Consider the following 13,193-nt stretch of genomic DNA (forward strand, 5'->3'; position numbering starts at 1 on the left):
GTTAACATATTACACCTCATTAACCACTCGTAAAATCTGTTAAATAACAATATCCATTATTATAATACAGACCCATGCGGCCAACAAGATAAAATTTCATCCATTACTTTGGAATCCCCCATTTTGCTCCTAAATAAGAGGATCCGAAAGTGAGAACCAAGTAAATAAGGACTAATACCAAAGAGCCAGGTTCTTTGCCTAAATATAGCACTAATACCAGGATTGAAAACAAACTGAGGGCAAGACCCAACAATAAAGGATTCTGTCGAGTCCGCCCCAATAAGAAACCCAAAACACCAAAAACTACAATAACCAGCAGATAGGTTATAATTCGTTCAGAAAGCCTTCCATTGGGGTCTGAGAAAACGGAATTAAAAACAATAAAGAACCCGGGCAGTATACCTAGTAGAAAAGCCAACACATACCATAAAATTTTCTTCATAGCACTCACTCCTATTTGTTTTTTACAAAATGAGTAATATCTTTTTTGTACTATTATTTCAATTCAATGATAACTGCATTCTTCTTACACTGGTTGCGGCAAAGTCCGCAGCCATAGCACTTTTCTTTATTCACACTGCATTTCCTATCAAGGACGGAATACTCAATTGCTCCAAACTGGCAATATCTCAGACAATTGCGGCAGCCAACACATTGGTCGGGCTCAATATGGGCCAGATATTCTCCCTTATACATAACCTCCATGACTTCTAAGGAGACCTGAGACTTATAGGCCATGCAATCCTGGTCGCAATTGCAGAGGGCACCGATGAAGGGCGTCTTAAAAGTCCAGATGGAATGAACTAATCCTTCTTCATCAAAGATTCTTACCAAGGCCTTAGCTTGCTCCAAAGTTAAAACCTCCAGGCTTTCCTTCAATTCAGGAAAATCCCCGAAGAGCTTAAAAGGATCCATACCTAAAGCAAAACAATAGCGGGCATTCCTAATCCCTTTAACAGCACTACGGCAAACACAGGGAATACGGGTAAGGGATTGGGCCCGTTCCAAAACTTCAAGGGCGTCCTCTAAGGGCAGTACTTGACCGAAGTGATTCCGCTTCATATACCAGGTTCCGATGGAGCGATAGGGTCGGTATAGGGATTGCCTATGCCGCTTCAGTACAGCCATCTTTTCTATCTGTGGCAGCATGCTAGTCTGGCTGCTTTTAATAAACTCTTGGGCATACTTTTCCCGATTGTTTTGGGAGTATAGCTCCAGAGAGTAGTTTCGCATGACTTCATACCACTTTTTCCCTTCCCCATGTTGTAAGCACAGTTCACACAAATCGCTCCAACTTCCTTCCTGATTTAGAATTACCTAAGACAATTCCCAAAGATAAAGCGAAGCCACCGACCCATAAGGTGAATATTTTTGTCGGTAATGCTCAAATGTGGCGGGGGCTAATTCACTTAAGCCATAGCAGTTCATCATACCCCGGCGGATGGCTAGGTCACGGAAACTCACCACATCCGGTCGGCGTAGAGAAAAAATCAATAGCATTTCCGCAGTCCATACTCCCACCCCCGGCAAAGCAGAGAGGGACTTAATGATTTCCTCATCACTAAGAGTATGAAGTAACGCAAAATTCACCTGACCCTTGAGGGCTGCTTCGGCAATCCCTTTGATATATCCGGCTTTACGTAATGACATACCACAACCTTGAATGACCTCCAGCTCAGTTAAAGCAATACGCTCAGGACTCAGTTCGCCAAGAAGAGTTGTGAATCTATCCCACACAGTCTGAGCAGCTTTTTTGGAAATTTGCTGACTGACCACACTGGAGATTAGTGCCTCAAAGGGCTCGGGGGTAATTTTTCGTTCAATCATGCCAACCCGTTCTATAGCTTCACCTAAAACCTTATCCTGTGCCTTTAAGTATTCTATTTCTTTTTTACCATATTCGAAAATAGCCATAGCTTTTCGGCACCCTTCCCTGCTATAAATTCTTCGTCATGCTTAGATGAGGAATACCATCTTCCATAAATTCCTCCGAAGCTTGAGTATAACCAAGCTTTTCATAAAAATTCCGGGCTTGGGTTTGGGCATGAATCCCGGCCTTAGTTAAGCCTTCTTCACGGGCCATTCTTTCTAAGCTTTTTACTACCTCGCTGCCCAACCCATATTTTCGCATGGTGGCGCGAACACAAATCCGCTCTAATTTGGCCGTATCCTCCAGCTTCTTTAATCTACCTGTAGCAGCCGGTTGGTCCTCGTAATATACAAGAATATGGCGAGTGGCAGCTTCAGGCTCGTCATATTTATCAAACTCATCCTCCAAAGGAACCCCTTGCTCCTCCACAAAGACCTCTTTGCGAATTTGAAAGGCTTTCTCTAATTCTTGTCCCTTCACTTCTTTTACTTCGATTAACGCCATTTTTGGTATTCCTTTCACCATTATGTTTCCACAATACATTTCTTTTCTTAATCTATTATTTACACTAAGTATCTCCTCGTTCTTTGATGGTGTCGCTATCTAAACAGATCCTTCGCTCCCACTCAGGATGACACACACAATTTGTCCAACACCTCCAGTAATTCTAGAGGACTGTCTATAAGCTTTTGAGCACCGGATTTATTCAGCTCTTCTGCCGTGCGATAGCCCCATTTTGCACCAACCGAGTAAATCTGAGCATTCCTAGCTGTTTGCATATCCACACCTGTATCACCTACAAAAAGTAGCTCTGAGGTCGGAATCCGGATAACGTTACTGATGAAGAGGGCCCCTTGCGGATTAGGTTTTCTGGGAATATCATTTCCCGAACCAATCACCACCTCAAATCTTTGCTTAGGAAAGTAAGTAGCCACGACCTTTTTGGTTAGCTCATCCACTTTATTGGAAAATACGCAGCATTTAATAGCTCTGCGATTCAATTCCTCCAAAAGTTCGATCACCCCCGGATAGGGGGCTGTCTTATCTACGCAATGTTGAGTATAATCCTCCATCATACTCTCAAAGCATTGGGAAATTAGATTTTCATCCCTTCCTTCCGCAGGTAAAGCTTCCCGGACCAAATTGCGAATCCCATTGCCGATAAAATACTTATAGGCTTCTAGAGAATGAGTAGGATAATCATAGCGAATTAGTATTCTATTCATCGAATCGGCAATGTCCACCAAAGAATCCACAAGGGTCCCATCTAAATCAAAGATAATACCTTTTATCATTAAAAGCTGCTCCTTTAATTGTTTTTATTCATCAAAGTCCTTAATCATCTGTTTATAGTCAAGAGGAACAAAACCTAATCTTCTATAAAGGGATATTGCCTTGACATTTTCCTCTTCGACTTCTAATCGTATGCGCTTGATCGCGAGCTGTTTTTGATCTTCTAAGTATTTAAAAAACTCTCGACCAATACCTTTAGCACGATATTGGGGCAAGATATAGATCTCATCAATCCAGACAACAATCCCCCCGGCCTCCTGTGAAAAGGTTTTGGCAGTAATCGCATAACCCGCTATAGCATCTTCAAATTCGAAAATATATCCATTCAAATAAATGTCTGAACGAATTATTTCTTCAAATGTTGTTAGATGATATTCCTTTGGGATAGGGTGTAAGACAGCGTCAGATTGGTAAAATTCCGTAACAAGTTCTAAGAATATTTCTTTATCTTCTTTTTTTATGGGCCTGATCATATACTTTATCTCCTTTTCTACGAGCACCTGCCTCCTAGGCATATGTGTTTTAGTAAATTATACTACTTCAATTGTACCATAACTAAGGGGCTAACCACGAATTCTTCAGTCCTGTGTCAACACCCCCGTCCCCCTGACACACCCCTGACACATCACATCTAAAACCTTCCGGATCGGAGAATAGATACCAGCAGCAGAATAAACATCATAGCTGCCACGGCAAAACCGGCCTCGATGGCCGGTATCCGCCAAAAAACCAAGGGCTGGTTACCTAGGGCTGAAGCAACTACTAAACCGGCCATAATGATACTGAAGGATAATAATACAATACTAAAAGAAAGCTGATTGCTGATGCGATCCAGCTTCCGGATGAAAGTGCCTAATTCAGGCAGAAAAATCTCGATGCGGATTTTCCCCCTTTGAATGCTGTTAAAGATCTCTTTAGTTTGGCGGGGCAAATTCAGCAGGAGTTCCGTATATTCCTTAAGGTGTTTCCAGGTCTTTTCCGCGATATATTTAGGGTTTAAGCGTTCCTCAAGAAGCTGCCGGCCAAAAGGCTCGGCAATATCGATAATACTGATTTGGGGATCTAATTGTACAACAATTCCTTCTAAGCTTAATAGCGATTTGCCCAGTAAAACAAGATCGGTGGGAATAATGATCCTATGTTTAAAGGCTACTTTAAATAAATCATTCACTGCGGTCCCTAAGTGTACTTCACTTAAAGGTACATCCAAGTACTTTTCCCTTAATAAGTCCACATCGCGAAAAAGGATTTTGCGATTGATATCTTCGGGGACGATCCCCATAGCAAAGACCGCCTCAATCATGTCTTCGGTTTTCCGCCGCATCATGCCAATGACCAAAGAGGCAAAATGATCCTTCATCTCTGCTGAGAGTCTGCCAACCATCCCGAAATCAATAAAGGAGATGACCTGACCAGGCAAGACAAATATATTGCCCGGATGTGGATCCCCGTGAAAAAAACCCTCAATAAGAATCTGCTTAAGCATAGCTTTAATCAAATTCTCAGTCAGCGCCCTCCGATCATACCCTTCAGCCTCCAGAGTCTGGAATTGGCTAAGTTTTATGCCGCGGATATATTCCAGGGTCAGAACCCTGGTCTTGGAGTACTCTTTATAGACCTTGGGGATACGAATGGATAAATCATTTTGGAACTGCCTACCGATCCTTTCCGCATTGCTGCCTTCGACGTCATAGTCCAATTCATTGCGCAAGGAGGCGGCAAACTCTTCGACCATGTCCCGAACATGATAAAGAGCCGCCCACTCGATTCTGCGTTCGGCTAAGGCAGCTAAGTCTAAAAGAATCTCCAGATCAGTTTCGATGGTATCAGCGATATGAGGACGCTGAACCTTTACTACTACCTCTTCTCCACTGGGCAAAAGGGCAAAATGAACTTGGCCAATCGAGGCTGCCGCCAGCGGTTCTTCCCCAAATTTTTGAAAAAGCCGTTGTGGAGGTCCTCCTAGCTCTTCCTCAATAATCCGATTCACTTCAGCGATGGGAAAAGGGGGAACTTGGTCTTGAAGCTTTTCCAACTCCACAATGAGATACTCCGGTATAATATCAGGCCTGGTACTGGCAATTTGCCCGATCTTCACATAAGTCGGTCCCAATTCTTCCAAGGCCTTGCGCAAATGCTCCCCGAGAGTTTTGGGGTCGGTATCTTCTTCCTTATGCAAAATTCGTTTGGAAAAAGAGATTAAATTGATAAGCCCCATCTCTTCAAGGATGAGGCCGAATCCGTTACGGGCAAGTATTGTGGCGACCTCACGATAGCGTTGCACATGACGAATTCTTCTCCTAATCATTTTTGTTCCTTCTCTAATTGGGCAAGCCGATTCTCCAATCGCTCGAAATCGGCCTTAGTGGGAAGGTTTAGCTCGTTAAGAATTTTCTCCACTTGCTCCCGTAATTTGACGTTGATTGCTCCCTGCTGTTCCTCACCCTTTTGAATAAGCTCATTTATAAGCTCCTTCGACTCAGTAGCGGAAATATCACCTTTTTTCACCAAATCGTCAATTACCTTTTCGATCTGCTCTTTACTTACTACCGCAAACCCCAGTCCCAGAGATAGCCCCTTTTTCAACAGTTCCTTCATTTTCATTGCCTCCTGTTATTTACTCTTGATGTTTCCTTTATTATTTGCCTGCCCCCGTAAAAAGATTCTTAAGCAAATTAGATCTCAAGTTTTTTGGCAAACATAATTAGCTCGTCAAATAATTCACACTAATTGCATCTTGGCATTCTCCGTTGCTTGCTATATAATTGCCTTAAGTACATATTGGATTTGATTAGGTTCTCTTTTCTATCCAAACAGAAAAGAGTTAAAAGGGAAGCCGGTTAAATTCCGGCACGGTCCCGCCACTGTGAACCGGAGGAATTTTTCCTTCAAAGTCAGGAACCTGCCTAATCGAAAGCGACCACCCTCGAGGATGGGGAGTAGGCGCTGCTAACAATCTACGTGCAGCAAACCTTTTACCCAGGTGGTAAAAGGTTTTTCTTTGTTCCCAAGGTGGTAGAAGAAAGGAGAAATTAAATGTTCAAAAAGACTAGGTCAACGCTGATTTTGCTGCTCATCCTTTGTCTTGGCATTTTTTTAATGAGTGGCTGTAATTCAGCTAATCAAACTAACGGTCAAAATCCACCGACCCCGGCAGAGTCCGGCCAAAAGACTGATCAACAGACCGAATATCCCTTGGTCTATACAGATGATTCCGGAGTCGAAACCACGCTTAAGAGTGAACCACAACGAATTGTTTGCTTAGCCCCTGCTTCAACAGAGATTTTGAGTGCACTTGGCCTCGAAAGCAAACTGGTGGCCTTAACCATCTATGATACTTATCCCGTCGGTATCCGGGATAAGGTGGCATATGTCTTTGATGACAGTCTCAATCCTAATCTTGAGCAACTTCTCCAGCTTAATCCGGACTTGGTGGTGCTGGGGATGCACGAAGAAAGCTTAATTAAATCTATTCGCGATCTCAATATTCCGGTAGTTCATCTCAATCCCGATAGCATCACCACCACTTACCAGGCCATTGAAAAGCTTGGCGTTATTACCAATACTCAAAAACAAGCCCAGGCAATAATTAAAAGTATGAAAGAAAAAGAACAGTCCATTGCGGATAAAGTCAATACAATTAAAGAGTCGGAGCGGCTCAAGGTTTGGCTGGAAGTCGATCCCGGGCTTTATACCGCCGGTGCCGAAACCTTCCTGAACGAATTACTTGTTAAAGCCGGTGGTACGAACATTGCTAACGATGTCCGGAATTGGGCTCAATACAGCGAAGAACAGGTCCTCGCCAAAAATCCTCAGGTTATTTTTGAGACCTATTCCTACTACGTAGATAATGCAAAAGAAACCATTTATGCCCGTTCGGCTTGGCAAAATATCGATGCCTTGAAAAACAAGCGGGTTTACAGCCTGGATAGCGACATGGTTACCCGTCCCGGCCCGCGGATAATCGATGGTTTAGAAAGTATCGCCAAGCTCCTCTATCCCGAAATGTTTTAATAACCAGACCCCCTTGTCAGCGAATTAAGGAGGAAGACACTACATGAATCAGAAAAGCTTTAACCCCAAAACCATGACCTGGATCTTGGGCTTGTCTTTACTCCTTATGCTCTCCATCGTATTGTGCGTAATGATTGGCTCGGTGTCCCTCCCCTTCCAGCTTACCTGGAAGATTATCCTTAGCCATTTGCCGTTTTTGGACCTAGACCCTAATTGGACTACGGCCCAGGAGTCGATTGTTTGGAATCTCCGCTTGCCCCGTGTTTTTCTGGCCTTGCTCGTTGGGGCAATGCTCGCCACCTCCGGAGTAGCTTTTCAGGGAATTTTACGAAATCCTTTAGCCGACCCCTATATCCTCGGTGTTTCTACCGGAGCAGCCTTCGGAGCCGCCGCTGCCATTATTTTTTTCAGGGGCTCCTCAATCCTTGGCCAATCTTTTCTACCCCTGTTTGCTTTTGCCGGGGGTCTCATATCCTTAGCTTTTGTCTTTTCTCTAGCCAGGCATAATGATCAATTCGAGCGAGAGACCTTGATCTTAGCCGGGGTAGTGGTGCAAGCCCTATTAGGGGCTTTCCTCTCATTTCTGATCGCCGTATCCGGACGCCAGATGCAAGAAATCATCTTCTGGATGATGGGAAGCCTGGCCGGCAGAACCTGGCAGGATGTACTTATTCTGGTTCCCTACTTCCTCTTGGGACTGATCTATCTCTTCTTCCAAAAAAGAGACCTTAATGTTATCGCTTTAGGAGAGCGGGCAGCCACCCACCTCGGGATCAATGTCGAACGAAAGAAAATTACGATTCTCATTGTCGGTTCCCTGCTGGCAACGGCCGCTGTCTCCATCGTGGGAGTTATTGGCTTTGTCGGGTTAATCATCCCCCATCTGATGCGTCTATTGGTCGGACCCGATCATCGCATTCTTTTGCCGGTCTCTACTTTAGCAGGAGCAATCTTTCTCTTATGGTCGGATACCATTGCCCGGACTCTCCTCCAATCACAGGAGATACCCATCGGCGTCATCACAGCCTTTGTGGGAGCACCTTTTTTTGCATACCTATTAAAAAGTGGTCTAAGGAGGGGTTAACATGAAACTTTTTGATATTAAAGATGTCGGCCAACACTACGGCTCCTATGCTGTTTTAAAAGAGCTCACATTTTTCATTAACCAAGGAGATATGTTTGGCATCATCGGCCCCAATGGCAGCGGTAAATCCACTCTTATCCGCACCATTAGCGGCATTCTTCCTCCCACTTCCGGGGAAATCCTTCTCTATGACAAACCTCTCTCCTCCTATTCTACAAAGGAATTAGCCCGCCGGATCGCAGTCTTGGAACAGGAAGGAACCCCTCCCCTGCCCTTTACCGTCGAGCAAATTGTGGCGATGGGCCGGTACCCTTGGTTAAAGCCCTTTGCCGATCTAAGTCCTCATGATCATGAAGTAGTAGATAATATTTTAAAAAAGTTAAACCTCTGGCATAAACGTTCTCAGCGGGTGAACACCTTAAGCGGCGGCCAACGTCAGCTGGTTTCACTAGCCAGAGCTATGGCTCAAGAACCCCAAATATTAATCTTAGATGAACCGACAACTTACTTAGATATTGGCCATCAAGTACTGGTAATGGATCATGTCCAAAAGTGGCATGAAGAGCTGGGACTTAGTGTCATCATGGTTCTTCATGACTTGAACATTGCCGGTCAATACTGTGAGCAGGTTTTGCTTCTTGATCAAGGGAAAATTGCAACTTGGGGTAAAAAAGAAAGCGTTTTAGCAGAAAAAACGCTGGCTCAGGTCTATAAGACAAACCTTGTGCAAGTTTATCATCCTAAACTCGGTGTACCGCAATTTTTATTAAGTGGAAAATAGCAAATCCCAACCTTTACAAAACTTAGAAGGACAACCAGCCATTTACTAAGGAAATAGTGAATTTATTATTTTATACTAAAGACAACCTTTCAGAAAGCGATGGGTTGTCTTTTAGTTATGATGAAAGGAGCAATTTATGAAAAAAGACGTAAAAAAATACCTTAATAATAAGTTCTTTAATATTGGGATTGTCTCTGTACTGTCGCTGGGGTTATTCGCATCCACCCTCTCGGCCTTTCCTCAAACAACTTATGACCCGGGTTCTGAGCATTCTTTAGCTTCGGAAGTTTCCTTAGCAAGCACCGACCCCACCATAAACTCAGAGGCCCTTGCCTTCAGGGCTGCATTCAGGGACAGTTTGCGCAAAAGCGAGCTATCCCGTGGTTCTCGACCAGAACAAACACCGCCTTCCGCACCGGAAAGTACACCGACCAAACCCACCGGCACTCCCCCTAAGAGTACCTCTACCGCACCTAAGACCACGAAAAGCACAGCTTCTCCTGCCAAAAGTACAACTGCCCAAACTGCCCCCAAACCGGTCGCTTCTACCTCAAAAGCAACAGCTGTAATCAATACTGCTAAAAAGTATATCGGGGTTCCTTATGTCTGGGGCGGTACAACTACGAAGGGTTTTGACTGTTCGGGATATACCCAATATGTTTTCGCTCAACATGGGATTTCTTTGCCCCGGGTCTCCAAGGATCAATATAAAGTAGGCACTGCTGTTTCCTATAGCAACCTTAAAGCCGGTGACTTGGTCTTCTTCTCACTGGACGGGGACAAAGTCATTGACCATGTAGGGATTTTTATCGGCAATGGCCAGTTTATCAATGCCTCCAGCTCAAAAGGTGTTACAATTTATAACCTGGGCTCTTACTGGCAATCACACTTTATCGGCGCCAAACGGGTTCTCTAAAAAAGCAAGGGGCTGTCGCAAAACAGCTCCTTTTTTACAAGGAGGTTAAATATCCCAGGATTAAGTTATAGATAAAAAGGAATATCACCGTGGCCACTATGCCTCGCCAATTCGGTCCACCGGCTAAGGCGGCCTTTCTTTTCATCTCCTCATAGTCAAGATTTAACCTTCTCAACTGTTGAATCTTTTTGCGGACATGGCGGTAATACAGAGCGTTGCCAAAAGTCCCCATGAGTAGAGAAATTACAATGGTGATTCGAATATCCGGTTCCATACCTAAGCCAAAGGCATACACAATGTCTGCCGTCAATAATACTCCCACCAATAAAGCCAGGTAGGCATACATTTGACGATAGCCGATCCAAAAGGCGCTTACGAAAAAAGCCGCCCAATTCCAAGAGAGTTTCGCCGGAGTAGCACTTTTTTCCCACTTTCGAAAATAATAAGCAGCGTTTTTGCCAATATATAATTCCATTAGTTCCTTTTCTTCCAACTCTTGAACGACAGAGAATCTAAAGAACCTCGTTTCTTGGTTATTTCGCATACCTGCACCATCCAATCTTTTACATCATACCTATTATAACATAACCTGGGGTTGCCGAAGATAGATACAATAAAGCTCAGGTAGATTATACCCGAGCTTCTCTTGATGATGGCTTTTTTGTTCTACTTGTTTAACATCAAATGTTTACTCTTTTATCGGTTGAGGATAAAAGGTTATGTCATAGCGATCACTTAACCAATTAGCCTTCCATTTATCCAACAAGAGAACGGCATAATTTTCATCTTGATCCAAGACCACCAAGCTCATACTTGATTCTTTGAGAATGCGGATTTTCTCCTCATCTTTGGCCACCCACCGGACAATCTCATAAGGAAGGCTGTTGATCTGAACCTCTACACCATATTCATCCCGCAAACGATATTCCAGGACTTCGAATTGCAGTTGACCAACAACCCCGATAATGGGAGCCTCAACGCCGATATTGAGATCGCGGAAGACATGAATAGCTCCTTCTTCCTGAAGCTCCTGAATACCTTTAATAAATTGCTTGCGCTTAAGAGCATTGGCGATACTGACCCGGGCAAAATTTTCCGGACTGAAAAAGGGCATGGCCTCAAACTCTATACCATCCCTTTCCGCCAGAACATCGCCAATCCGCAGTATCCCGCTATCATGAACGCCGATAATGTCACCGGCATAAGCCTCATCCAAAATAGTCCGTTCCTGGGCAAACAGCTGTTGGGGCTGAGCCAAGCGCATTTTACGGTGGGTACGATTATGAATGACATTCATACCACGCTCATATTTACCGGAACATACGCGAATGAAAGCGATCCGATCCCGATGCATGGCATTCATATTCGCCTGGATCTTAAACACAAAGCCCACAAATTCCGGACTCACTGGGGCCAGTACGCCTTGATTGGATTGACGGGGGGCCGGGCCTGGGGCAAGCTTTAAGAAGCAATCCAAGAAATTGGGCACACCGAAATTATTCAAAGCACTCCCAAAAAACACAGGAGTTACCTCTCCGCGATCTACCCTGTCTTTGTCAAAAGTATTCCCAGCCATATCTAAAAGCTCGACTTCTTCCTGAAGGCGATTTAATAATTCTTCTCCGATCCATTCACGTAGTTCAGGATCATCAATATGACCGGATTGGCGGGTATCATCGGTTCCTTTACGTAATTCATCGGTAAAGCGCTCCACATTACCCGTTCGACGGTCATAAATTCCTTTAAAATCCGCTCCGCCGCCAATGGGCCAATTCATCGCATAGGATTCAATGCCCAAAACTTTTTCTACTTCATCCATAAGGTCAATAGGATGTTTACCTTCTCGATCCATTTTATTAATAAAGGTAAAGATGGGGATCCCCCTGCGCTTGCAGACTTCAAAAAGCTTAATGGTTTGTGCCTCCACACCCTTTGCCGCGTCAATCAACATGACGGCACTATCTGCGGCGGTTAAAGTACGATAGGTATCCTCACTAAAGTCTTGGTGACCGGGAGTGTCCAAAATATTGATTACAAAGCCCCGATAATTAAACTGCATCGCACTGGAAGTAATAGATATACCCCTTTGCCGCTCCAGCTCCATCCAATCGGAGGTGGCATAGCGTTGTGTTTTCCTAGCCTTAACATTACCGGCTAAATGGATGGCCCCGCCAAATAGAAGCAGTTTTTCTGTCAAGGTTGTCTTTCCCGCATCGGGGTGAGAAATGATGGCAAAAGTTTTCCGCACATGGATCTGTTCATCTAAAGTTAAGCTCACAGGTTTTACTCCTTACTTATAAATTAAGATCATAGGATCAATTATTATCAAGGTAATTTTCCCCAGGTCAGACATTGCCGACTTTTAATTATAACACAATAAATACTACGAAAAAAGCGATCAATTTGACTCAATCGGACAGGATTCATGATAATTAACTCTTCATTATTTGCAGGAATCCCCTAGCCTATGTGGAAATATTAGTCTAAAGGAGGAGGACCTGCTATGACACTATTTGAAGTTCTCTATAACGCCCTTAAACAGGACGGCTGGAAGTTTGAATATGATGAAAAGAATGAATTATTCCGTCTCGAGATTCACTGGGTCAACTCGGAGTTTGTCTCTTTCATTATCGTGGATGAAGAGCAAGAGTCACTGCTTTGCAATACCCATATCAAGCAAAAAATCCCTTTTGCTAAACGCTTAGAGGTCTGTAATTTTATGAATCGGGTTAATTATGAGTTAGCCATCGGCAATTTTGAAATGGATATGGATGATGGGGAAATCCGTTTTCGCACCTACCTTGACTCGGCTAATTCGGACCCATCCCGGGAACAATTGCTTAATCTCATCTGGAACGGTTCTCAAACCTTTGATACTTATTATCCAGGATTCCTGAAAATAATCTCTGAGGATTATTTAGCGGAGGAAGCGGTAAGAGTGTGCTCTCAAGATGATGATTAGATTCAAAGTAATGCAGGTTTGAAGCAGTTCCCTGTTTCTGGTATTATTAGTCTTTGCTGATCTTACAACCAACAATTACCTGTTTATTTTCCCCTCCTGATTCAGATAATAAGATCGTCTCACAAAATAAATATACTTAAGGAGGGACCTTACATGCCAGGAGAAAGAAGTTCTAACAACCCCGCAGTACAAGGTGCTGATGGAGGACTTGACCAACTCAAGTTTGAGATTGCAAATGAATTAGGCGTTCAATTGGGCGGCGACCGCACCAGC

At 43.8% G+C, this 13,193-nt stretch carries 16 protein-coding genes and 1 riboswitch; of the genes, 6 read left to right on the forward strand and 10 right to left on the reverse strand.

What is annotated here, in order from left to right:
• Positions 1-103: 103 nt before the first annotated feature.
• The 8 genes from AC1U9U_RS11895 to AC1U9U_RS11930 all read right to left on the reverse strand — a co-directional run bounded on the left by AC1U9U_RS11895 (position 104) and on the right by AC1U9U_RS11930 (position 5,761).
• Positions 104-442, reverse strand: coding sequence for a DUF6954 family protein (locus AC1U9U_RS11895; RefSeq protein WP_479960780.1), 339 nt, complete (start codon positions 440-442; stop codon positions 104-106).
• A 53-nt stretch (positions 443-495) separates the two neighbouring features.
• Positions 496-1,233 (reverse strand): ATP-binding protein, encoded by a 738-nt coding sequence (locus AC1U9U_RS11900; protein WP_479960781.1) that lies wholly within the window; start codon positions 1,231-1,233, stop codon positions 496-498.
• A gap of 84 nt (positions 1,234-1,317) precedes the next feature.
• Complete coding sequence (locus tag AC1U9U_RS11905) at positions 1,318-1,914, reverse strand: DNA-3-methyladenine glycosylase family protein (protein ID WP_479960782.1); 597 nt, start codon at positions 1,912-1,914, stop codon at positions 1,318-1,320.
• A gap of 22 nt (positions 1,915-1,936) precedes the next feature.
• Positions 1,937-2,374 carry a GNAT family N-acetyltransferase gene (locus tag AC1U9U_RS11910; RefSeq protein WP_479960783.1) on the reverse strand — a complete coding sequence of 146 codons (438 nt, stop codon included), beginning with the start codon at positions 2,372-2,374 and terminating at the stop codon, positions 1,937-1,939.
• A gap of 122 nt (positions 2,375-2,496) precedes the next feature.
• Positions 2,497-3,165 carry an HAD family hydrolase gene (locus AC1U9U_RS11915; protein ID WP_479960784.1) on the reverse strand — a complete coding sequence of 223 codons (669 nt, stop codon included), beginning with the start codon at positions 3,163-3,165 and terminating at the stop codon, positions 2,497-2,499.
• Between the two features lie 24 nt (positions 3,166-3,189).
• Positions 3,190-3,636: an N-acetyltransferase family protein gene (locus AC1U9U_RS11920; RefSeq protein ID WP_479960785.1), complete on the reverse strand. Its 447-nt coding sequence runs from the start codon at positions 3,634-3,636 to the stop codon at positions 3,190-3,192.
• 158 nt (positions 3,637-3,794) lie between these two features.
• Positions 3,795-5,471: an ABC1 kinase family protein gene (locus AC1U9U_RS11925; RefSeq protein ID WP_479960786.1), complete on the reverse strand. Its 1,677-nt coding sequence runs from the start codon at positions 5,469-5,471 to the stop codon at positions 3,795-3,797.
• Positions 5,468-5,761 carry a phasin family protein gene (locus AC1U9U_RS11930; protein WP_479960787.1) on the reverse strand — a complete coding sequence of 98 codons (294 nt, stop codon included), beginning with the start codon at positions 5,759-5,761 and terminating at the stop codon, positions 5,468-5,470. The genes AC1U9U_RS11925 and AC1U9U_RS11930 overlap by 4 nt, the downstream gene beginning before the upstream one ends.
• 178 nt (positions 5,762-5,939) lie before the next feature.
• Positions 5,940-6,087, forward strand: a riboswitch (cobalamin riboswitch).
• A gap of 112 nt (positions 6,088-6,199) precedes the next feature.
• Here AC1U9U_RS11930 and AC1U9U_RS11935 point away from each other — a divergent pair.
• The 4 genes from AC1U9U_RS11935 (at position 6,200) to AC1U9U_RS11950 (ending at position 9,958) form a co-directional block, all read left to right on the forward strand.
• Positions 6,200-7,177, forward strand: coding sequence for an ABC transporter substrate-binding protein (locus AC1U9U_RS11935; protein WP_479960788.1), 978 nt, complete (start codon positions 6,200-6,202; stop codon positions 7,175-7,177).
• A 43-nt stretch (positions 7,178-7,220) separates the two neighbouring features.
• On the forward strand, positions 7,221-8,261 hold the full coding sequence (locus AC1U9U_RS11940; protein WP_479960789.1) for a FecCD family ABC transporter permease: 1,041 nt from the start codon (positions 7,221-7,223) through the stop codon (positions 8,259-8,261).
• 1 nt (position 8,262) lies between these two features.
• Positions 8,263-9,042 carry an ABC transporter ATP-binding protein gene (locus AC1U9U_RS11945; RefSeq protein ID WP_479960790.1) on the forward strand — a complete coding sequence of 260 codons (780 nt, stop codon included), beginning with the start codon at positions 8,263-8,265 and terminating at the stop codon, positions 9,040-9,042.
• Between the two features lie 136 nt (positions 9,043-9,178).
• Complete coding sequence (locus tag AC1U9U_RS11950; RefSeq protein ID WP_479960791.1) at positions 9,179-9,958, forward strand: C40 family peptidase; 780 nt, start codon at positions 9,179-9,181, stop codon at positions 9,956-9,958.
• Between the two features lie 34 nt (positions 9,959-9,992).
• On the opposite strand, the gene AC1U9U_RS11955 is transcribed toward AC1U9U_RS11950, so the two are convergent.
• Positions 9,993-10,502: a DUF2628 domain-containing protein gene (locus tag AC1U9U_RS11955; protein WP_479960792.1), complete on the reverse strand. Its 510-nt coding sequence runs from the start codon at positions 10,500-10,502 to the stop codon at positions 9,993-9,995.
• A 144-nt stretch (positions 10,503-10,646) separates the two neighbouring features.
• Positions 10,647-12,236: a peptide chain release factor 3 gene (locus tag AC1U9U_RS11960; RefSeq protein WP_479960793.1), complete on the reverse strand. Its 1,590-nt coding sequence runs from the start codon at positions 12,234-12,236 to the stop codon at positions 10,647-10,649.
• 225 nt (positions 12,237-12,461) lie between these two features.
• Between AC1U9U_RS11960 and AC1U9U_RS11965 the strand changes: the two genes are divergently transcribed.
• Positions 12,462-12,920, forward strand: coding sequence for a YbjN domain-containing protein (locus AC1U9U_RS11965; protein ID WP_479960794.1), 459 nt, complete (start codon positions 12,462-12,464; stop codon positions 12,918-12,920).
• A gap of 153 nt (positions 12,921-13,073) precedes the next feature.
• The coding region (locus AC1U9U_RS11970; RefSeq protein WP_479960795.1) for an alpha/beta-type small acid-soluble spore protein at positions 13,074-13,193 on the forward strand (120 nt) is incomplete at its 3' end.

The organism is Desulfitobacterium sp. (assembly GCF_982384815.1).

What these genes read in the sequence shown, in the direction of transcription:
- AC1U9U_RS11895 (WP_479960780.1), bottom strand. Translation starts at nt 442, where the DNA reads ATGAAGAAAATTTTATGGTATGTGTTGGCTTTTCTACTAGGTATACTG.
- AC1U9U_RS11900 (WP_479960781.1), bottom strand. Translation starts at nt 1,233, where the DNA reads ATGCGAAACTACTCTCTGGAGCTATACTCCCAAAACAATCGGGAAAAG.
- AC1U9U_RS11905 (WP_479960782.1), bottom strand. Translation starts at nt 1,914, where the DNA reads ATGGCTATTTTCGAATATGGTAAAAAAGAAATAGAATACTTAAAGGCA.
- AC1U9U_RS11910 (WP_479960783.1), bottom strand. Translation starts at nt 2,374, where the DNA reads ATGGCGTTAATCGAAGTAAAAGAAGTGAAGGGACAAGAATTAGAGAAA.
- AC1U9U_RS11915 (WP_479960784.1), bottom strand. Translation starts at nt 3,165, where the DNA reads ATGATAAAAGGTATTATCTTTGATTTAGATGGGACCCTTGTGGATTCT.
- AC1U9U_RS11920 (WP_479960785.1), bottom strand. Translation starts at nt 3,636, where the DNA reads ATGATCAGGCCCATAAAAAAAGAAGATAAAGAAATATTCTTAGAACTT.
- AC1U9U_RS11925 (WP_479960786.1), bottom strand. Translation starts at nt 5,471, where the DNA reads ATGATTAGGAGAAGAATTCGTCATGTGCAACGCTATCGTGAGGTCGCC.
- AC1U9U_RS11930 (WP_479960787.1), bottom strand. Translation starts at nt 5,761, where the DNA reads ATGAAGGAACTGTTGAAAAAGGGGCTATCTCTGGGACTGGGGTTTGCG.
- AC1U9U_RS11935 (WP_479960788.1), top strand. Translation starts at nt 6,200, where the DNA reads ATGTTCAAAAAGACTAGGTCAACGCTGATTTTGCTGCTCATCCTTTGT.
- AC1U9U_RS11940 (WP_479960789.1), top strand. Translation starts at nt 7,221, where the DNA reads ATGAATCAGAAAAGCTTTAACCCCAAAACCATGACCTGGATCTTGGGC.
- AC1U9U_RS11945 (WP_479960790.1), top strand. Translation starts at nt 8,263, where the DNA reads ATGAAACTTTTTGATATTAAAGATGTCGGCCAACACTACGGCTCCTAT.
- AC1U9U_RS11950 (WP_479960791.1), top strand. Translation starts at nt 9,179, where the DNA reads ATGAAAAAAGACGTAAAAAAATACCTTAATAATAAGTTCTTTAATATT.
- AC1U9U_RS11955 (WP_479960792.1), bottom strand. Translation starts at nt 10,502, where the DNA reads ATGCGAAATAACCAAGAAACGAGGTTCTTTAGATTCTCTGTCGTTCAA.
- AC1U9U_RS11965 (WP_479960794.1), top strand. Translation starts at nt 12,462, where the DNA reads ATGACACTATTTGAAGTTCTCTATAACGCCCTTAAACAGGACGGCTGG.